Source organism: Nonomuraea basaltis, from assembly GCF_005893125.1.
Taxonomy (GTDB): domain Bacteria; phylum Actinomycetota; class Actinomycetes; order Streptosporangiales; family Streptosporangiaceae; genus Nonomuraea; species Nonomuraea basaltis.
The window spans coordinates 53,170-72,843 of record NZ_VCJS01000008.1 but is presented as its reverse complement, the minus strand read 5'-3'; the positions used below and the strand labels follow the sequence as shown (position 1 = coordinate 72,843).

Below are 19,674 nucleotides of genomic sequence, written 5' to 3'. Positions count from 1 at the left end.
CTCACTGTAGTGGGTTCCGTCAAGAGTGACGGAATGCTCACCACTATTTTGACGATTCATTACATGAGTGACGGTATCGTTCATAAATGAAGAAATCGTCAGATATGAGACAGGTATCCGATGAGTGTGCATCATGATCCACGCACCCGCTTGCACGGTCGGCAAGGCGCGCTGAGGGGCGAGCACCCCGGCAGAGCGAGCAGCCCGATCAACAAGGTGCACGACGGACTTCCTCGCCCCGGCACTCGGCGACATCCCACCGAGGTCGTCACCGTGGCCGCCGCCGCGCGGAAGGAATTCATCCACGACGTGCGCGAACACAAGCATCCCGAGCGTCGCGGCAAGGTCGGCAACGCCCTTGCCGCCGTCAAAGAGGAGTTCGGCCTCGGCTGAGAGCACAAGCCACATTGCGGCATGCGCCTGCTGCCGCAGCTTCCCTTCCCCAACGGAGGAAACCCATGACGGACCAGCTCGCCACCGGCCTTCGCCCCATTCGGTCCCCGCGCGGGATCCCGATCCTCGGCCACACGCCGCAGATCCCCGACACCAACCCGGTCGAGTATTTCGGCGAGCTGTCCAAGCAGTTCCCCGAGGGCATCTTCAGCATGGACATCGCCGGCATGCAGAACGTCTTCGTCTATGCCCCGGACCTGATGGCGGAGGTCTGTGACGAGACCCGTTTCGGCAAGCCCATCCTCCCGCCGCTGGCCCACATCCGGGACTACACCGGCGCAGGACTGTTCACTGCCCACGAGGAGGACGACGGCGACACCTGGGGCATGGCGCACCGGATCCTCATGCCGGCCTTCAGCCAGCGGGCCATGAAGAGCTACTTCCCGCAGATGCTGGAGATCGCTCAGAGCCTGGTGGGCAAGTGGGACCGCAAGCAGGGGCAGCCGGTCAACATCACCGACGACTACACCCGGCTGACCCTGGACACCATCGCCGTGACGGGGTTCGGCTACCGGTTCGGCTCCTTCGACAAGGAAGAGCTGCACCCCTTCCTCCAGGCGCTGCTGAACGCGCTGACCGAGTCGATGCGGCGCTCCCAGGAACTGCCGATGATGACCAAGCTCCGCAAGGCCGACCACAAGAGGTACCACGAGAGCATCGCCACGATGCGGGACCTGGTCGAGCAGGTGATCAAGGAACGCCGCCAGAGGAAGACCAGCAGTGAAAAAGACCTGCTGGGTCTGATGCTGGAGGCCGTCGACCCGGAGACCGGCCGACGGCTGGACAACGACAACGTCCGGGACCAGGTGCTGACGTTCCTGATCGCCGGTCACGAGACCACGAGTGGGCTGCTGTCGTTCGCCACGTACTCGCTGCTGCGCAACCCGCACACGCTGGCCCAGGCCTACACCGAAGTGGACCGGATGCTGCCGGGCGACACGGTCCCGGACTACGACACGATCATGAAGCTGGATGTCATCCCGCGCGTGCTGGAGGAGACCCTGCGCCTGTGGGCTCCCATCCCGCAGATCATGAAGGCGCCGCTTGAGGACACCGTCATCGGTGGCCGCTACCACCTGAAGCAGGGCACGAAGACGAACCTGCTGATGTTCCCGCTGCACACCCACCCCAAGGCGTGGGAACGGCCGCTGGAGTTCGACATCGACCGCTGGCTGCCGGAGAACCGGGCCAAGCACCACCCGCACGCCTACAAGCCGTTCGGCAACGGCCGGCGTGCCTGCATCGGCCGCCAGTTCGCGCTCACCGAGGCCCGCCTGGCCCTCGCGCTGGTACTGCAGAAGTTCAAGTTCTCCGACACCAGCGACTACCGGATGGACGTCCGGGAGGCGCTGACGCGCAAACCCGGCAACTTCAAGCTGGTCGTGCGGACCCGGCAGGAGCACGAGCGGGCCGCGTTCGGTGTCTCGGCCGCGCAGACCGACGATGCGCAGCAGGAGGCCGCGGTCAGCGGCGTCGGGGTAGGCCTCACCGTCACCTACGGCTCCAGCCTGGGCAGCTGTGAGGATCTGGCGCGCACGATCGCCGACCGCGGCGAGCGTTCCGGGTTCGACACCACGTTGCTGAGCCTGGACGAGCTGGGCGACAACCTGCCCACTGAGGGCCTGCTCGTCGTCGTCGCCGCCAGCTACAACGGCAAGGCGCCCGACAACGCCCAGCGCTTCGACGACCTGATCGCCGCCGGCCTGCCCGAGGGCTCGCTGTCCAACGTGCGCTTCGCGCTGCTGGGCGCCGGCAACACCCAGTGGGTGGCGACCTACCAGGCCTTCCCCAAGCGGGTCGAGGCCGCCCTGCTGGCCGCCGGGGCCACTCCGGTCATCGAGCGCGGTATGGCGGATGCCGCCTCCGACTTCGACGGCATGGCCACCCGCTGGATGGACACCCTGTGGACCACCCTGGCCGAGGAGTACGCCGCCGACACCTCCGACGCCGGCGCACCGCGCTACCAGGTGCAGCTGCTCACCGAGGCGGACGTGCGCCCGGCGATTCTCTCCGAGCAGGCCTACCCGCTGACCGTGGTGGCCAACGAGGAGCTCGTGGGCGACCCGACCGGGCTGTGGGACGTCAGCATCGAGCCGCCGCGCCCGTCCGCGAAGTCCATCACCGTCGAGCTGCCCGAGGGCGTCACCTACGCCACCGGCAACCACCTGGCCGTCTTCGCCAAGAACGAGCCGCCGCTGGTCTCCCGCGCGCTGGCGCGGCTCGGCGTCGAGCACGACCAGGTACTCCGGCTCGACCAGCCGGCCGGCGGCAGGACGCACCTGCCGGTGGGCACGCCCGTCACCGCCGGACTACTGTTCACCGAGTTCCTGGAGCTGCAGGACGTGGCCACTCGCACCCAGGTGCGTACCCTGGCCGAGCACACCCCGTGCCCGTGGACCCGGCCGCAACTGGAGGCCTACACGGCCGACACCGAGGAGGCCGACGAGCGGTACCAGAAGGAGATCCTCGGCAAACGGGTCTCGGTGCTCAACCTCCTGGAGCGCTTCCCCGCGGTCGAACTGCCGCTGGCGGTCTTCCTGGAGATGATGGGGCCCATCCGTCCCCGCTTCTACTCCATCTCCTCCTCCCCGCTGGCCCACCCGCGTCAGGCGCGCCTGACCGTCGGCCTCCTCGAAGGCCCCGCCCTGTCCGGCGACGGCCAGTACCGCGGCACCTGCTCGTCCTACATCGCCCGCCTTGAGCCCGGTGACGTTTTCTACGGCTACGTGCGCGTGCCCTCCCCGACCTTCGCCCCGCCTGCCGACCCCGCCACACCGCTGATCCTCATCGGCCCCGGCACCGGCATCGCACCGCTGCGCGGCTTTTTGGAGGAGCGCGCCTGTCAGCACGCCAACGGCACGAAGGTGGGCCTGTCCCAGGTCTTCGTCGGGTGCCGCCACCCACAGCACGACTACTTCTACCGCCAGGAGATGGAAGCCTGGGAGGAGGCCGGGATCGCCCAGGTGCACACGGCCTTCTCCGCGATGGTCGACCATCCGGCCCGGTACGTCCAGGACGCCCTCATCGCCGCCGCCGACACGGTGTGGCAGGCCCTGCAGGACGGCGCGTACATCTACGTCTGCGGCGACGGACGCCGCATGGCACCCGCCGTACGGGAAGCGCTCGCCGCTCTGTATCGCAACCACACCGGCGCCGATGACGAAGCCGCCCAGCAGTGGCTCGCCCAGCTCGAGGCCGACGAGCGCTACCAGCAGGACGTCTTCGCCTGATCTGCCCGCGCTGCCCGCCCGGGCACCGGGCGGGCGGCCACCACCCAAGGAATGTGTGATGTTCACCTACGAGCACAGGCCGCCCCTTGAAGACCTGGCGGTGTGCGCCATGCGCGCAGAGCGGAGCGCGGCCGCTCGAGCCAGGCTGTTCACCGACGCCCAGCTGGCGAGGTGGCAGCTGCCCAAGGAGGTGGCCGACGCGGCCCGCCTCGTGGTCTCCGAACTGGTCACCAACGCCGTGCTGCACAGCGGAGCCTCCGAGGTCAGTGTGCGGCTGGTCCGCTCGGCGTCCCGAATCCTGATCGAGGTCCTCGACGACGGCACCTGGCGGGATCCCGCCGCCGATTCGGCCGACCTGCCGGAAAACGGCTGGGGACTGCGCCTGGTCCAAGCCCATGCCGTCGACTGCGCAGTGTGCCCGACACAGGCCGGCACCATCGCCTGGGCCCTGCTGTCCTCGGGCCGGCAGGACGACGGCCACTTTCCGGCTCCGACCACATACTCGCGCGCGAGGTCAGGCACTCAGACAACCCCTAAACCGCCATTCCCCGGCTGCGCGCCGGGTGTACGGAACCGATCGACACCCCCTGCAAAGAAAGAGAGATGATCACCATGGACACCATGCTCGCCGGACGCTTCCATCTGGACACCCAGAAGTTCGTCGTGGAGGAGGTCCCCGTCCCCGCGCCCGGCCCGGGCGAGGTACTCATCGAGGTCAAGGCCGCAGGCGTCTGCCTGTCGGACGTCCACCTGATCGACGGCACCCTGCCCCCTCTGTTCGCCACCTCCGACGCTGTCACCGTCGGCCACGAGGTCTCCGGGGTGATCCACACCCTCGGCCCCGGCCTCAAGCGGGGCCTGACCGTAGGCACCCGCGTCACCCTGGAGGCCGGACAGAGCTGCGAACAGTGCGATGACTGCGCCCGCCGCCGCCCCTGCACCCAGGTCCGCACCCGCGGCATCGACTACGACGGCGGCTGGGCCCAGTACACCATCGCCCGCGAGGACACCCTCATCCCCATCCCCGGCAACCTCCCCTTCGACCAGGCCGCGATCATCCCTGACGCGGTCTCCACCCCCTACGCCGCCATCGTGGCCACCGCCGGGGTGCGCCCAGCGCAGTCCGTGGGCGTGTGGGGCGTGGGCGGAGTGGGCGCGCACAACGTCCGCGTCGCCCGCCTGGTCGGCGCCGCCCCGATCATCGCCGTCGACCCGCTGCCCGGCGCCCGGGAACGCGCCCTCGCCTTCGGAGCGGACATCGCTCTCGACCCGGCCGCCGACGACTTCGCCGACCAGGTAAGTGCGGCCACCGCCGGACGCGGCCTGGACTTCGCCTTCGACTGCGCCGGTGTGCCCGCCGTCCGCGAGCAGGCCGCCGCAGTGCTCGGCCTCAACGGAGCCCTCATCCTGGTCGGCATAACCCCCAAGCCGCTCACCATCAGCGAAGGCCTGACCTTCAACTACATGCGCAAGCAGGTGCGCGGGCACTACGGCGGCTTCCCCGAGTCCGTCTCCGAGCTGGTGCGGCTGGTCTCCAACGGCCGACTCGACCTGGCCCCCTCCATCACCGACCACATCCCGCTTGCCGACGCCGCCGAGGCGATCCACCGGCTGGAGCACAAGATCGGCGACCCGATCCGCCTCATCCTCGTTCCCTAGCGGCTGAGGACTACTGGCCACACGTTGTCGGCGCGGTCACCGTGCGAGGTCGTGATGTCGCGCAGAAGGAGGCGCCGCAGCGCTGATGAAGGACAGCATCCTCAAGCTCTACGGCTCCGCGGTGCGGATGGGCAGTGAATGGGAACCCGATCCGGCGAAGGTGACCGCACCGGGCCTGGTGTTCTGGGGCTCACGCGACGCCGCCTGCCAAGTCGCGTTCGCCGACGAGCTGGGCCGTGCCATCCGGGCGGAACGGGTGATCGAACTCGACTGCAGCCATTGGACGGTGCTGCAGCGGCCTGCACAGGTCGCCCGTGCCCTCGAAGAGCACTGGCGGTGTCACGAAGGCACCTGGTCCGCAGCGCCCCTGTCGGCGGCCATTGCGCCCGGTCGTGCCCGGCGGACGCACATGTGCCGCGCGCCGCGCTCGCCTCAGAACACTGCGCTGGGCGACGGGCTGACGAGGTCATCCTCATCACGTGGCAGTCTCGCCGCTGTGGCGGTCCTCGGCGCGGCGAGGGGGCGTACCACAACACGAACGCGTGCCACGGACAGCTGCCCCGGGCCACGCCCACACCCGGAACGGCAGCCGCACTCTAACCCCGTTGACCATCTGCGCGACCACCCGGCCGCGTGGTGACCGGCGACGACACCGTCAGCCCGGCGACGGGTGTGCCGGGTCTCGTCGAAGTCGGGGCCTCGTCCACGGTGGCGCGGTGTGCCGGCAGGGCCGGCGGTGGTAACGGCACTGGTCTCGCCGCGGATAGCGTGGTGGTCGCGCACCACCCACCAGCCGTCTGTGTGCGTGTGACGTTGGGGCAGCGGCCCAGCTGCCGTCAGTCGGCCGCCGAGGTCCGGGGCAGGCTTGCGCTGAGCGCCAGCGGATCACACCCCGTGCGCAGCACTGTGCCGTCGGGGCGGACAATGACTGCGTGTGCGCGGCCCTTCCTCAGCCATCGGTGGAGTTCGCTGCCCGGCCGGGCAGCGATGAGAGCTGTTCCGCGCCGCTCGACTTCGACTCGTTGCGTGGTGGACGGCTCGGTGAACGTGACGATCGCGAACCGGCCCGCGGCCACGTCGTCGAAACGCTTACCGTCGTCGAGGATCGCGTTCGGGCACAGCCGGCCCGCCAGGGTGCGGCGCAGGCGTGGCCGTACCACCAGGCCGGACCGGCGCAGCGCCGGTGTCTGGCTGCTCAGGATCCGCTGCTTGAAACCGGGCATCAGATGCAGGCGCGGCGCCAGGACGGCGCGGACGAGGTTGCCCAGCTCGCCGCCTCGTGTCATCGCCGTCCCGACGAGCTTGGCCATTCGGATCAGGGCGCGTACGTGGGGTTTTCGTTCCGTTTCGTAGGTGTCGAGCATGCGCTCCGGCAGGCTTCCGTCGAGAACGCCCGCCAGTTTCCAGGCGAGGTTGGCCGCGTCCCGCAGTCCGGCGCCCATGCCCTGTCCGATGAACGGCGGGGTGAGGTGGGCGGCGTCGCCGAGCAGGAAGATCCGGCGGTCCCGCCACCGGTCGGCGACCTGGGCGCGGAAGGTGTACTCGGCCACCCGCAGGAGGCGCAGCTCCTCGACCGGTATGTCCCGGGGCCAGGGTGAGAGAAGGGGATGCAGTCGATCCATCGCCTGGAAGTCGGCGGCGCTCTCGTCGTGCCGTAGGCGGAACTCCCAGCGGTAGCGGGTGCGTCCGATGCGCATGTAGGTGGCGGCGCGGTGCGGGTCGCAGACCTGGTGTACGCCCTCCCACGCGGCCAGATCCGCGTCGGTGGCCACGTCGACGACGAGCCAGCGTTGTGCGAAGCGCAGGTCCAGCATGGCGGCGCCGATCGCGGCGCGGGTCAGGCTGTTGGCGCCGTCGCAGCCCAGCACGTAGTCGGCCAGGACGCGGTGGTGTTCACCGGTGGACCGGTCGGTGAAGTCGATGCTCACCTGGCCTGGCCTGTCCTGGCGCAGCGCGGTGACCTCGGCGTTGCCGCGGAGCGTGACGGTGGGGTGCCGATGCAGGTTCGCGCGCAGGAGCGCTTCCAACTCTGGCTGGTCGAACATGTTGGCTTCGGGGTAGCCGTTCCGACCGATGGCGGTGCCGCGGCGGAACTCGGCCAGGACCCGCATGCGCCGGTCGACCAGCCGCAGGCCGCAGGCGGGCCGGGAGATCGCGGCGAACTTCTCGCTGAGCCCCAGCCGGGCCAGGATACGGTGGACCTCGTCGTCCAGGTGGACGGCCCGCGGCTGCGGATGGATCGACTCCCACCGCTCGAGCACGAGGCAGGTGACGCCAGACCGCGCGAGCAGTGTCGCGGCGGTCAGGCTGGTGGGACCCGCGCCGATGATGACGACCGGAACAGCGTCCGGCTCGCGGTGGTCGCTCATGACGTGCTCTCGAGATAGCTGGCGCCGTAAACGCGCTCGACGGTGATCTCCAGGACGACGCGGTTCATCGCGGCCAGCTCCGCATCGCTCAGCGGCTCAACGCTCTGGCCGCCAATGCGGGACCAAACCCGTGCGGTGTCCGCCCCGATGCCGGCGCTCCGGATCCGGGCCGCGCCCTCCAGCGTGACCGACGGGTACGGGGACGCGCCGCCGATCACGCACAGCGAGGCCCGGCCGGTGCGCTGCACGTCCTTGGCCTTGGCGCGGCCAGGTTCGGTGGAAATGAGCACGCGGTCGCCGTCCAGGGCGAAGTAGACCACCGACTGGCGCACGGTGCCGTCGGGCCGGGTGGTGGCGAGTACGCCCGCCGGTTGCCGGGCGAGGAAGTCGTGGACATTCTGGTCGATCATGAGGTCACCCTGCGGTAGCGGATCTGGTAGCGGTCGAGCGCGGCGGCCAACTGCGCATCCGCGCCGATGAGGACGACCGGCCGCCCGTCTTCCAACACGACCTCGGCTGTGGCCTGGGGGTCGAGGCCGGCGAGGATGCGGCGGACGGCGTCGGCGACCAACTCGGGTTTGTACAGCTTGCCGACCGTCGTGGTGGGCAGGGATGCGATGATGTGCACGGCTTTGGGGACGGCGGCCGGCTCGATGGCGTGCGCCCGGGCCCAGGCCAGCAGGTCGTCCTCGCCGGGCTGCCCGGTGACGGTCACGTAGGCGACGGGGACTTCGCCGGAGTGCGGGTCGGGGCGTCCCACGACGGCGGCGCCGCTCACGGCGGGGTGCTCCAGCAGCGACTCCTCGATGGGGCGCGGGTCGATGTTGTGGCCGCCGCGGATGATGAGGTCCTTGGCCCGGCCGGTCAGATAGACATAGCCGTCTTCGTCCACGTGCCCGAGGTCGCCGGTGACCAGCCAGCCGTCGAAGATCTTGCCGGTCGGGTCCGGGCCGTCCGGGCCGAGGTAGCCGGGGAAGACGGCCGGTCCGCTGATGGCCAGCACCCCCGTCTGCCCGGGCGGGCAGTCGCCGGTCGGCCGGTCGTCGGCGTCCACGGTGACGGCCTTGATCTGCTGGTACGGCAGGCGCAGCCCGACCGACCCGGCCCGGAGCGCGAAGGCGGGGGTGGTGGCGCTGGCGCAGGTGGCCTCGGTCAGCCCGTAGCCCTCCAGCATCGGCACCTTGACCGACTGCTCGAAGCCGGCGCGGACCCGGCCGGGCAGCGGTGCGGCCCCCACCACGCCGGCTCGCAGGCTGGAGATGTCCACCCCGTCCGGCACCGGCGGCAGGCTCGCGTACACGGTCGGCACAGCCGAGAAAGCGGTGACCCGGTAGCGCTCGATGATGCGCCAGAAGTCGCCCATGAGCGTCTCGTCCCGGTAGCCGAGCGGGCCGAGGCTGACCACGCTCGCCCCGTGCATGAACGGCGCCAGCCCGGTGACGTGCAGGGCGTTGACGTGGAAGAGCGGCAGCCCGGCCAGGGCCACCCCGCCCCCTGCGTAGGCGCCCGTGCAGCCGAGCGCCCAGGCCATGTAGACCTCCATGGCGTGGGTGTGCGGTGCGATCTTGGGGGTACCGGTGGTGCCGCCGGTGTGGAAGTAGGCAGCCAGGTCCCGCGGCCCGGACCGATGCCGGGAGATCAGCCTGTCACCTGGCTGCTCGGCGGCGAGCCGTTCGAAGCTGCCACCAGGAGGGGTGGACAGACCGTTGCCGCCCACCACGAACAGCGCACGCAGGCGCGGCAATGCCTCGGCGACGCGTACCGCCTTCTCCCAGAGTCCCGGGGCCATCGACGAGCCGGCCACCACCAGGATCTCGGCCTCGGTGAGGATGAAGATGTCGATGATGTGCTGCTCGGCCAGCATCGGGTTGACCGGGTTGGGCACACCGACGGCCTGGGCGCCCAGCAGCGCGGCGTAAGTGTGGCCGGTGTTGGGCAGCAGCAGCCCCACTGTCCCGCCGGGCCGCAGGCCGAAGCTGGTGTAGAGGTTGGCCGCCTGGTGCACGCGGGCGAGCAACTCGCCGTAGCTCCAGGTGACCTCCTCGCCCTCGCCCAGCAGATGCAGGGCGGGTGCGTCCGGCGTCGCGGTGGCCGTACGGCGCAGCAACTCGTAGGTGGACGCAGGCAGATCGCGTTCGGCCAGCGGCACGGCCTCCACCAGCGGCAGGTCTTCCGGGACCAGGATCAGGGGACGGTCGCCCTCAGCGTGGTGCGTCATCGTGCGTACCTCACCACCGTGCGCTGGGTGCCCAGGTCGATCGCGCCGTCGCCGGTGGCCACGCCGACCTCGATGACATCGCCGTCCTTCAGGTACCTGGGGTTCTTGGCCTGGCGGTCGAAGAAGAGCTTCCACTTGACCGCGGGCGGCAACAGCGAGGCGAGGACCTCGACCGGCTTCGGGGGCGCGCTCAGGGCCGTGCCGACGGGGGTGCCGGTCAGCAACAGATCGCCGGCGTCCAGCCGCTGGAAGCGGGTCAGCGCCTGCAGCGCCTGAAGGGGCTGATAGATCATGTCGGCGACCGTCATGTTCTGCCGGAGCTCGCCATTGACCTGCAGCCGCAGCCGCAGGTCGGTGAACCGCTTGAGCTCGTCGGCGTCCAGCAGCACCAGGGCCGGGCCGACCGGGGTGAAGGTGGGATAGGACTTGGACTCGTAGAACTGCGTCTTGGGCAACTGCACGTCCCGCGCGGAGATGTCGTTGGTGACGACCAGGCCCGCGATGCAGCCGGGCAGGTCGTCGGCGGTGACCGCCGTGCCGACGGGCATCTCGCGGCCGATGACCAGCCCGATCTCCACCTCGTAATCCAGCAGCCGCACATGGGCGGGCCGGATGACCTCGTCGTACGGCCCGCTGATCGAGCCGGAGGACTTGCGGAAGAAGGTCAGCGGGATGGAGGCGGGGTCCATGCCCGCGTCCTTGACGTGTGAGGCGAAGTTCGTCATCTGGGCGACGACCCGGCAGGGCGCCGTCACCGGCGACCACAGGGTCAGGCTCTCGACGGGCACCGTGTCGGTGCTCGTGGCGGCCGCGGCGATCGCCTGCCGGTCGGCCAGCAGCTGACCGGTAGTAGCGGCCTCGGTGGTCACCTTGGCGGCGCCGGCGGGCGTGGCCACCCACCAGGCGTCGGCGGTGCGGAGGATGGAGGTGCTCATGAGCTGGCTACTTTCAGCAGGCCGCGCAGGCGGTGCAGGTCGAATTCGTTGTCCTCGCGCAGCGCGCGGACGATCCCGCGCAGCTCGCGCAGCGACTCCCTGCCGGGCGCCAGGCCGAGGAAGTCCTTGCTCGCCGGAGGGCCCCACTGGGCCAGGCCGGAGGCGGTCATCGGCGCCCACCCCGGCTCGAGCGAACAGTCGAACAGGTCGCCGTCGCTGAAGTGCTCGACCAGGAAGCCGTCCGGGTCGCGCCAGTAGTCGAAGATCTGGCTGCCCTGGATGTGCCGGCCGATGCCCCACGAACGCCGGTAGCCCTCCTCGAGCAGGTAATGGCCGCCGGCGGCCAGCGCGTCGAGGTCGGCGACTTGGTAGGCGGAGTGCACGTAGCGGTCGACCGGGCCGAGGGTCATCGCCAGCGTGTGATGGTCGGTGGGCGTCATGCCGCGGTCGCAGCGAATGAAGCTCATCACCGGCCCACGTTCGCGCTGCCCGGGGTAGTACAGGAAGTCGCTGACGATCAGGCCCAGGTGCTCCAGATACCAGTTCAGCGTCTCGATGTAGCGCGTGGTCTGCAGCACCACGTGCCCGAGCCGCTGCACCTTGGCCGGTTCACGCGGCGGCCGCTGGGTGGCGTTCGTCCGCACCGTGTCGTGCCCGAAGTTGAACGTGAGCGGCACCTGCGCCGGTAGCGCGGCCAGATCATGCGTGCCCGAGACGACCCGTACCCGGTTGCCGCCCGGATCGGCCAGGTCGACGGCGAGCCCGCCCAGGCTCTCCGGCAACGGCACGACCTTCCGTCCGATGGCCTCCGCCAGCCGCAGCACATCGCTCGGGTCGGCCGCCTGAAACGCCGGGCCGATGAACCTCGACCGAGGCCCCTTGCGGATGAGCACGCACGGGGAACCGGCGTCGGTGCCGCGCAGGTGGAGTTCGTCCGCGGTGTGCAGCGCCGTGGTGAATCCGAAGGCGTGCGCGAATGATTCCGCGCGCTGCAGATCCGGCTTGCAGAACTCCAGCCACGCCAGATCGTGCACCTTGATGAGCGGATTGGCCGCCCTGCCCGAGTGCTCGCCCTTCAAAGTGCCCTGCTCACTGTGCAGGCCGGTGTGAGGGTCATGGTGGTTGATCACAGGCCACCTCCTTTCACCATTCTGACACTATCGGCATACATGACTATACCGTGCATATCTGATGATTACGTCACTAGTGACGTGAGGCGCTAAGTCAAGGTCCGCGTCCGGAAGAGGTGAGCAAACATGGCCGAACCGGCCAGCGCGGCGCCCAGCCGCCCGGATCGACGTAAGTCACATACCCGCGCCGCGCCGCGCCGGTCCGCGCAGCTCAGGCCTCATAGCGGCAGGAAGGTCGAACGTTGGGATCCTGGAGAGCACCCAGGCGGCCTCGTGCTCGTGTGCTCGCCGAACGGCGTGCTCATCGCAACGGACCGTCGCCCGGCGGAGGCTGGAGCGCAACCCCGCTGGGTCTGGGGCTCGTGCGCGGCTGGGATTTCGACTCGGCGGGCAACGCCACCAACCCGCTGGCCAACTATCCGGCGACCAACCGCCCGTATGACACCTGGTACCAGGACCTCCTCACTCGATCCGGTGCCATCGAGTGATCCGGCCGAGGTTGCCGGTGGGGTGAGAGGTCGCGCCGAGAAAGGCGAGGAGCCGCCGGTGAGCCGGGGTGGCCGGCCGGGCGGGGAGTTCGGGGCCGAACATGCCGAGGCGGCGGGCACACACCGCGGGCCGGGTCGGCGCTAGCCCGAGTTTCCCTCTTTTCATGATCGACGTGTTGGGGATCGGGGGTTGAGCTGGACTTTCGACCCGAGGTCACGTATTACCCATAAATGCCGTCGCTCGTGGGGAAGGGCGCGCAGCCATGCATCACGTTCCGCCACCCGACAGCATCTCCTGCCCCCGATCCGGCCGTTTAGGGCAGGTATCGACGAACTGCTCAACCATCGTGCGGCCGTGCCGCGGTACCGACCACCCCGAAGATCTACGCACATATATGCTGGTCGCCGAAGGCCAAGTCACGGTATACGAGGGAGGCAACCGTGGGGGTCTGCATCTACATCGACGTCGTCAGGGACGGAAAAAAGCTTGGTAGCTGCGACCTCGACAAGAGCGCGTACTACCTCCACGTGGGGCTGGAGGCACTGGGGCTCGACGGCGACGAGATCGTTCACGGGGTGGGGGGTCCGGACGGCGTCGACGCCGAGGGGTCGGAGGAAGGATTCGTGGGCCGACTCACCCCCGAACAGGTCAGGGCCTTCTGGGAGCGCCTTTCTCCCGTCACTGTCGAGCAGTTCATGACGGGCCTACGGACGACCGAGAACGTCAACGGCGACGACGAGGAGTACTTCACGCTGTACTTCACCGACCTCAAGGAGACGTACAGCGCGGCCGTTCGCGCGGACGCGGGTATGACGATGTCCTGGTACTGACGGCCCGCGCTAGTCCGAGATCCCTTTTCATGGTCGACGTGTTGGGGATCGGGGGTTGAGCTGGACTTTCGACCCGAGGTCACGTATTACCCATATATGCCGTCGGTCGTGGGGAAGCGTCGCGGAAACCAGACCTACTACTACCTGGTCGAGTCCGCCCGGGCGGATGGCAAGCCGCGGATCGTCTCGCAGCAGTACCTGGGCAGCGCTGAGGAGGTGATGGCCAGACTGGCCGGCGGTCTGGGCGGTCAGCTGATACGCAGCCAGCATAAGCGGTTTGGCGATGTGGCTGCGGTGTGGTCCATGCTGGAGGCCCTGGACGTGGTCGGGCTCGTTGATGATGTCGTGCCCCGCCATGCTCACGCGGGCGCGTCGGTGGGCACCTACCTGGCCCTGGCCACCCTCAACCGGGTAGTCGACCCGTGCTCGAAGCGGGCCTTCGTCGATTGGTGGGCCACCACCTCGGGACCGCGGTGGGTGAAGCTGGACGCCCAGGCCCTGGACCACCGCCGGTTCTGGGACGCGATGGACCTACTCGGCGAGGATGACCTTCGGACCATCGAGACGTCGGTCTACGGCGGCATGATCGACCGGTATGGGCTCGACCTGGCCAGCGTCGCCCTGGACATGACGAACTTCGCCACCTACATCGATTCCACGAATGATCGGGCGCCGATCGCGCAGCGGGGCAAGGCCAAACAGAAACGCACCGATCTGCGGCTGGTCGGCCTGGCCCTCGTCGTCACCCGCGACGGCGGCATCCCGATCGTCTCGCACGTCTACTCCGGCGACCGGCCCGACGTCACCCAGTTCTCCACCGTGCTGGACGAGTTGGTCGCCCGATACCGGCCCCTGGTCGACTCGATCGAGTCGCTGACCGTGGTCTACGACGCCGGGCAGAACTCCCACCACAACCATGAGCAGGTCGAAGCCGCCGGGATCGGGTTCGTCGGGTCACTGCCGCCCAGTGACCACCCCGACCTGCTGGACATCCCGCGCAGCCGTTACGAGGCCGTCGACGCCGACCGGTACGCCGACCTGGCCGCGGTCGACACCACGGTCACCGCGCTCGGCGTGACCCGCCGCGCTGTGCTCACCCACTCACCTACACTGCACGCCGGTCAGTCCCGCGGCCTGGACCAGACCCTGGCCAAGGCCCGCACGAAGCTGGCCGAGTTGCAGGCCCGCCTGCACCGCGGCGACACCCGCCGCCCCCGCGGCAAGGTCGAGGCGGACATCGCCGCCATCCTCAAGCCCCGCTGGGTCGACCAGATCATCAACGCCACCCTCACCGGCGACGATCCGGCCACCTTTCGACTGTCATGGCGCACCAACACCCGCGCCCGCGCCAAGCTGGAAGACCGCCTGTTCGGCAAGCGGATCCTGTTCACCAACCGCGATACCTGGCCGGTCGCCGACGTAGTCGCCGCCTACCGCTCCCAGTCCAACGCCGAGTTCGGGTTCCGGCAGTTGAAGGACCCGCAGGTCGTGTCGTTCAGCCCCATACACCACTGGACCGACCAGAAGATCCGCGTACACGTGTTCACCTGCGTGCTCGCCCTGGCCGTGGCGCACCTCATGCGCCGCCAAGCAGCCCAGGCCGGCCTGCACCTATCCGTCCGCGAGCTGCTGGAACAGCTCGAAGGCATCGGCGAGACCGTGCTGCTGCACCACGACGGCGGCAAAGGCCGACCCCGCGCCCAGCGCCTGCTCACCGACATGAGCGACACCCAACGTCGCCTGTTCGACCTGTTCGGACTCCAGCGCTACGCCCCAAACCGCTGACCAGCACCGCCACCCAGCCTGGGTAATACACCCGAGCCCTCACCAAACACGCTTCTACCAGAACAAACACAAGAGTCGATCACGAAAAGGGGGAAACTCCCGCTAGGGGGTTAGAGCCACAGCCACAGGGCGAGGCCCGCGAGGGCGATGATGATCGACGCGCCGATGAGGACCTTCACGAGGGCGGAAGCCGGTTTCGGCATGCCCGAGGTGGGATCGAGTCTCTGGAAACGTCTGCGAGGTGACGTACTCCGGGCGTCGCCGTCGTCCTCGGGGGCGGTCATCCGGTCGAGGCCGGCTGTGATGTGGCCGGCGACGGGCCTCCCGGCCAGGCCCAGGCTGCGCACCGTGCTGCCCGCGAGCGTGTGGAGCAGCGTCGCGGCCGTTCCGGGTGCGCTCTCGGCCACGATCGCGAGCAGGAACGTCTGGGGAGGGCGGTCCAGGTCACCGAGGATCTCCTCGATGTCGGCCGAGGTGAGCTGCCCGCGATAGCTCACCCAGAGCACGTTCTGGTAGTAGATGATGCTCTCCTCGGCGGCGCAGATGGAGCTGATCGCCTCGATGAGGTAGCGGTGCCGGGTCAGCGCGTATTTGACGGCCTCCATGGCCCGCGGATCGGTGGGCACGGCGCGGTGCTCGGCCTCCGCCATGGCGACGTCCAGCACCCTGCGGTTGCGGGACTGGACGGCGACGCGGAACAAATCGTCCTCCGACATGCCGTCGAGGATGCTGTGCAGTTGCTCGCGGCCCAGCAGGCTCGCGATGAGCAGCTTGCCCGAGGGGGCGCAGGTGGGCAGGATCCGGCGCATCGCGGCGAGCAGCGCCGGTGGAAGGGCGGGCTCCTGACGGAACGGTCCACCCAGGTCGACCAGCATCTCCTCGACGTCGGCCGCATGCATCGCCGATCCGTACAGCAGCCGTAGCAGGATCTCGAAGAAATGCCGCACGGCGGACGAGTCGGCCAGCCGTTCGGGTGGGCGGATGGGGTTCGCTCTGATGAACACGCGGTAGGTCTTGCGATCGTGGTCCGCCACACGACCTCGGGCCCGCTGCGCCAGCTGCGCGTTGAGGACGGTGAGACGCTGCCCGTCGGCGTGCACGATGCTCTCACGGCACTGGTGCAGCAGCTGCTCGACCGAGGGCAGGGCGGCGGCGTGCGGCTCGGCCTGCGCCGGCAGCCCGGGGGAGGGACGGCCGCGGAGCAGCCTGGACGCCGCGGCACGGTGGGAGGCGTCGTCGAAGTCGCCCGGTTCGGCCGCGGTCGTGAGCCACCTCATCAGCTCACAAAGGTCATCGCCCTGATAGCGCTCCAGTTCCCGCTCGTAGAACAGTGCCTGGGGCGGGATCGTCCCGCCCGGGTCGTCCCACGGCAGCTCCCAGACCCCGTGGGTGGGCGGCACCTCGGCGAAGGAGAGGCGGATCCGGTGCCGGGAAGCGCTGTTGGTCCAGGTGGAGGCCGCCAGCGTGTGGCGGAACCCGTACGGGAGCAGCGCCGCCACGGTGTCCAGGAAGTCCAGCCGCTGGTCCAGCGAGAGATGGCCGGCCCGCACCAGGCAGACGGGTTGTCCGGTGAGCAGCAGCGCCGCCGCCCGCCGTGCCGTGCCGTTGACCTGGCCGGCGAGATGGCGCTCGTCGTACGCCGCGGGGGAGAGCCGGAAGGGCGCGTCGCCGGAGAAGTTCTCCTTCAGCAGCGCCTCATACAGGGCCCGGTACGTCACCCTGGTCGACTCCGAGGCGACGTCCGCCCAGCGTACGCAGACGTAATACGTCATCGCGTACGGGCGTTGGAAGCCGTCCTGGGAGTCCGGTTCGGTCTTCTGCAGGGACAGCCCCAGCCAGGGCTCCCCGTCAGCGTCGGAGAAGTAGCTGGTCGCCACCCGCGGGAGGGCCTTGGGCTCCATGGTCCCGGAGGTGAACGCCTTGAGCCACATGCCGAACTCCGCGCTGGTGATCGCTCCCGTGCTGCAGCCGATCACGCTGTAGTCGTCCAGGCTCTCCGGTGTCTTGCCGAGGATCGCCCAGTGGGCGGTCAGCCGTCCCATCGTCTGCTCCTCATCGCGCCGGGCCGGAGCATGCGGCCGAGCCAGATCACGGGCTCCATGACGTTCATGGGCCGGATGGCGCCCCGGATCGTCAGCCCGCCGCTCGCGTTGTCGATGACGTTCAGGGAGTCGTCCGGGTCGAAGCGGCCGAGGTCCTCGTCGATGAACAGGCCCACCGACGAGGTCACGAAGTACTTGATGCGGTCCGCGTGGAAGAAGGCCTCGATCAGGTCGAGGATCATCTCCGTGTTGTGGTCCTGGGCGTCGCGGCACAGCAGCCGGAAGAAGTCGCGGACCCGCTCCTCGGGCACACGGGGGATGCGCAGCTCGTCGCCGGGATCCCGCTCGGTGAACCCCTCTTCGATCGCGGCTCGCAACACTTTCGGGTCGTCATACTTGGTGATGCAGACCGCGATGAAGTGGGGGAGTTTGCCGTCCTCGTACTCGTCGCCGACGAGCATCCGCCCGGCGACCTCATGCAGAGCGGCGTCCAGGTGTTTGAAGGCGTCACCCACCCGGGCCTCGCGGTCCGGGTCGAACATGTAGATCAGTCCGCGGCTTTTGACCAGGCTGTCGACCAGGGCCTTCTTGTCGATGTTCGACTCGGACTCGGCGTACAGGTCACCGCGCAGGTCCAGGAAGTCGAGCTTGATCTTCGGCGCCTTCCCCTCACGCGTCTTCCACGGCCACCACCATCGTCTGCGCGGCGCCTCCGCCGGGCCGATGACCAGCCAGCTGTAGTGGGTGAGGGCCTCGGTCGGGGCCGGGAACGTCCGCGTCTGCAGCAGCGTCGTACGCATCTTCGCCAGCTCCGTCCGGGACACCGGGTTCTCCCCGATGAGCCTCCAGCCCGCGTCGGGCGCCTTGTTCAGCGCGATGCTCAGCGCCGCCAGAAAGGCGGTCTTGCCGCTGCCCGAAGCACCCCACATGGCGATGTCAGGCTCGCGATCGCGCTCGAAATCGCCGGGGGCGGAGTCAGTGTCGACCACCGATGTCCTCATTCTGGGAGACGAAACTCTGGGAGACGAAGGGGAGCGAGAGCGCGGCGCCAGGCGCTGTCATCAGGCCGAGCCGGAGCGCGAGTTCTTCCGCGTTCACCGCGTCCACCTGGAACAACGCGGCCGAGCCGAGCCGATGCCAGGGAGACGAGGGGGCGGCGGGCGCACTGTCGCAGATGACCGCGCTTCTCAGCTCGTGGCGCTGTTCCATCTCGCGCAGCAGCGCCAGCCAGTCGTATCGGGCGGGGCAGGGGGGCACGCGGTCGAGGCCGGACCGAGGCGGATGCGGTGGTCGCGCCCCGATGGTGAGCAGCGCCGTCCGCGTGTTGCTCGGCTGGGGGAGCAGCCGGGTGCTCACCTCCGCGAGCACGTCCTCGAGCTGGGCGGCGTTCGGGTAGGTCGGCGTGGTGGGCTGCAGAGACTCCAGGGCGGCCCGTGCCTGCGCCGCGGACGCCGACCAGACGGCCAAGTTCGGCCGGGTACGGTCCGCGTGCCGGGTGCCGAACACGTGGGTGCCGTATCCCACGACGGACACCTGGAGCTGCTGGAGATCGAGACCGCGTTCGGCGAGCAGGTCGATGACGTAGCCGGCCCAGTGGCAGCGCGCCTCGAACTCCTTCGCGGTCCCCGACGTCTCTATGGCGCACACCAGGTGCGCGGGCCGGGACGCGGACTGCAGCTGCGGCGGCAGCGTGGCCACCACGTCCGCCCATGCCCGGGTGTCCGGCCGGAGGCCCGGGATCCCGGGAAAGCGGACGACGCCGGGCCGCTCCAACACCGCCCGCAGCAGATGTCGTCCGGGCGAGAGCGGCGCATGGTCGACCGACACCAGCTCCGAAGGCTGGAGCGGACCCGCCCAGGCGGAGATCGCGAGCAGCATGCCTCCCGCGGCGGTGCAGGTGACGGCCACCTGGGCGTCCTCCCCCGGCTTCGCGCCGGGGCCGAACAGCCGCCGTCCCACCAGCTCGAGTCTGCCGTCGTCCGCGCGCTCTCGCGCCACGATCAGGTCGTACGCCTGGCGCAGGGGCGCGCCGGCGACCAGCTCACGGAGCAGCTCTCCGACCTTGACCCCGGACACCTCGACGACCTGGGCCGACGGGTGCGACTGCCGCAGCGCGCGCACGGCCGCCTGCTGCTCCTGCCCGTCGGCGGACCGCAGCACCACCACCGGGTCTCCCTCGTCGGCGGAGATCAGATCGCGGGCGATCCGGTGCACCGCGTCGTGGACGTCATCGCCGGCGGCGGTCAAGGTGGACCATTTGGCGGCGGCCCTGCGCGTGTGGTACGTCGTGCCGACCTCGTCGACGCGGACCTCGAAGATCCGTGTTCCGGCGGCGTCGATCTCCACGATGACCAGCCGTTCCCTGAACGAGGCGATCAGATCGGCGAGATCCCCTCGCAAACCACCCTCTGCGAAATTGCTCAAATCTCCCCACCCGTTGTCGAACCCTTATTCGGTGCGAATCACTCTCTTGAGGCGGAGTAAGTGGCCGTAAGGGTGGATTGTCAAGATTTTGTCCGTTTCCGGGTGGTTTG

Annotated in this window: 17 protein-coding genes; 8 read left to right on the top strand and 9 right to left on the bottom strand. The window is 69.3% G+C overall.

The window, feature by feature from the left end; all coding sequences use genetic code 11:
* The first annotated feature begins 120 nt into the window (after positions 1 to 120).
* From EJK15_RS05670 to EJK15_RS05650, 5 genes are all read left to right on the top strand, one after another.
* Positions 121 to 393, top strand: coding sequence for a hypothetical protein (locus EJK15_RS05670; RefSeq protein WP_138709302.1), 273 nt, complete (start codon positions 121 to 123; stop codon positions 391 to 393).
* Positions 394 to 458: 65 nt separating this feature from the next.
* Positions 459 to 3,683: a bifunctional cytochrome P450/NADPH--P450 reductase gene (locus tag EJK15_RS05665; protein WP_138709301.1), complete on the top strand. Its 3,225-nt coding sequence runs from the start codon at positions 459 to 461 to the stop codon at positions 3,681 to 3,683.
* A gap of 58 nt (positions 3,684 to 3,741) precedes the next feature.
* Positions 3,742 to 4,290: an ATP-binding protein gene (locus EJK15_RS05660; RefSeq protein ID WP_206060666.1), complete on the top strand. Its 549-nt coding sequence runs from the start codon at positions 3,742 to 3,744 to the stop codon at positions 4,288 to 4,290.
* Positions 4,287 to 5,342 carry a zinc-binding dehydrogenase gene (locus EJK15_RS05655; protein WP_240776790.1) on the top strand — a complete coding sequence of 352 codons (1,056 nt, stop codon included), beginning with the start codon at positions 4,287 to 4,289 and terminating at the stop codon, positions 5,340 to 5,342. The genes EJK15_RS05660 and EJK15_RS05655 overlap by 4 nt, the downstream gene beginning before the upstream one ends.
* Before the next feature lie 85 nt (positions 5,343 to 5,427).
* Positions 5,428 to 5,982 carry an alpha/beta fold hydrolase gene (locus tag EJK15_RS05650; RefSeq protein WP_138709299.1) on the top strand — a complete coding sequence of 185 codons (555 nt, stop codon included), beginning with the start codon at positions 5,428 to 5,430 and terminating at the stop codon, positions 5,980 to 5,982.
* Between the two features lie 196 nt (positions 5,983 to 6,178).
* Here EJK15_RS05650 and mhpA read toward each other — a convergent pair whose 3' ends face one another.
* Genes mhpA through EJK15_RS05625 form a run of 5 tightly spaced genes read right to left on the bottom strand, consistent with a single transcriptional unit; the run spans position 6,179 to position 11,994 of the window.
* On the bottom strand, positions 6,179 to 7,711 hold the full coding sequence (gene mhpA / locus EJK15_RS05645; RefSeq protein WP_138709298.1) for a bifunctional 3-(3-hydroxy-phenyl)propionate/3-hydroxycinnamic acid hydroxylase MhpA: 1,533 nt from the start codon (positions 7,709 to 7,711) through the stop codon (positions 6,179 to 6,181).
* Complete coding sequence (locus EJK15_RS05640; protein WP_138709297.1) at positions 7,708 to 8,121, bottom strand: PPOX class F420-dependent oxidoreductase; 414 nt, start codon at positions 8,119 to 8,121, stop codon at positions 7,708 to 7,710. Before EJK15_RS05640 ends, mhpA begins: the two co-directional genes overlap by 4 nt.
* Positions 8,118 to 9,929 (bottom strand): acyl-CoA synthetase, encoded by a 1,812-nt coding sequence (locus tag EJK15_RS05635; protein WP_138709296.1) that lies wholly within the window; start codon positions 9,927 to 9,929, stop codon positions 8,118 to 8,120. Before EJK15_RS05635 ends, EJK15_RS05640 begins: the two co-directional genes overlap by 4 nt.
* Positions 9,926 to 10,864, bottom strand: a complete 939-nt coding sequence (locus EJK15_RS05630; protein ID WP_138709295.1) for a fumarylacetoacetate hydrolase family protein — start codon at positions 10,862 to 10,864, stop codon at positions 9,926 to 9,928. The genes EJK15_RS05635 and EJK15_RS05630 overlap by 4 nt, the downstream gene beginning before the upstream one ends.
* Positions 10,861 to 11,994, bottom strand: coding sequence for a VOC family protein (locus EJK15_RS05625; protein ID WP_138709294.1), 1,134 nt, complete (start codon positions 11,992 to 11,994; stop codon positions 10,861 to 10,863). The genes EJK15_RS05630 and EJK15_RS05625 overlap by 4 nt, the downstream gene beginning before the upstream one ends.
* A gap of 281 nt (positions 11,995 to 12,275) precedes the next feature.
* Here EJK15_RS05625 and EJK15_RS05620 point away from each other — a divergent pair, with 281 nt between their 5' ends.
* A complete protein-coding gene (locus tag EJK15_RS05620; protein WP_138709293.1) occupies positions 12,276 to 12,482 on the top strand; it encodes a hypothetical protein in 207 nt (68 codons plus the stop codon).
* Here EJK15_RS05620 and EJK15_RS05615 read toward each other — a convergent pair.
* Positions 12,457 to 12,648, bottom strand: a complete 192-nt coding sequence (locus EJK15_RS05615) for a DinB family protein (RefSeq protein WP_138709292.1) — start codon at positions 12,646 to 12,648, stop codon at positions 12,457 to 12,459. The genes EJK15_RS05620 and EJK15_RS05615 overlap by 26 nt on opposite strands.
* A 275-nt stretch (positions 12,649 to 12,923) precedes the next feature.
* Between EJK15_RS05615 and EJK15_RS05610 the strand changes: the two genes are divergently transcribed.
* Positions 12,924 to 13,313 carry a DUF1877 family protein gene (locus EJK15_RS05610; RefSeq protein ID WP_171074132.1) on the top strand — a complete coding sequence of 130 codons (390 nt, stop codon included), beginning with the start codon at positions 12,924 to 12,926 and terminating at the stop codon, positions 13,311 to 13,313.
* Between the two features lie 108 nt (positions 13,314 to 13,421).
* Positions 13,422 to 15,098 (top strand): IS1634 family transposase, encoded by a 1,677-nt coding sequence (locus tag EJK15_RS05605; protein WP_206060665.1) that lies wholly within the window; start codon positions 13,422 to 13,424, stop codon positions 15,096 to 15,098.
* A gap of 110 nt (positions 15,099 to 15,208) precedes the next feature.
* Here EJK15_RS05605 and EJK15_RS05600 read toward each other — a convergent pair whose 3' ends face one another.
* Genes EJK15_RS05600 through EJK15_RS05590 form a run of 3 tightly spaced genes read right to left on the bottom strand, consistent with a single transcriptional unit; the run spans position 15,209 to position 19,564 of the window.
* Complete coding sequence (locus EJK15_RS05600) at positions 15,209 to 17,140, bottom strand: hypothetical protein (RefSeq protein WP_138709289.1); 1,932 nt, start codon at positions 17,138 to 17,140, stop codon at positions 15,209 to 15,211.
* Positions 17,128 to 18,129 (bottom strand): hypothetical protein, encoded by a 1,002-nt coding sequence (locus tag EJK15_RS05595; RefSeq protein ID WP_138709288.1) that lies wholly within the window; start codon positions 18,127 to 18,129, stop codon positions 17,128 to 17,130. The genes EJK15_RS05600 and EJK15_RS05595 overlap by 13 nt, the downstream gene beginning before the upstream one ends.
* The gene (locus EJK15_RS05590) at positions 18,116 to 19,564 is read right to left on the bottom strand and encodes a hypothetical protein (protein ID WP_138709287.1); all 1,449 of its coding nucleotides are present in this window, start codon (positions 19,562 to 19,564) and stop codon (positions 18,116 to 18,118) included. The genes EJK15_RS05595 and EJK15_RS05590 overlap by 14 nt, the downstream gene beginning before the upstream one ends.
* Between the last annotated feature and the right edge of the window lie 110 nt (positions 19,565 to 19,674).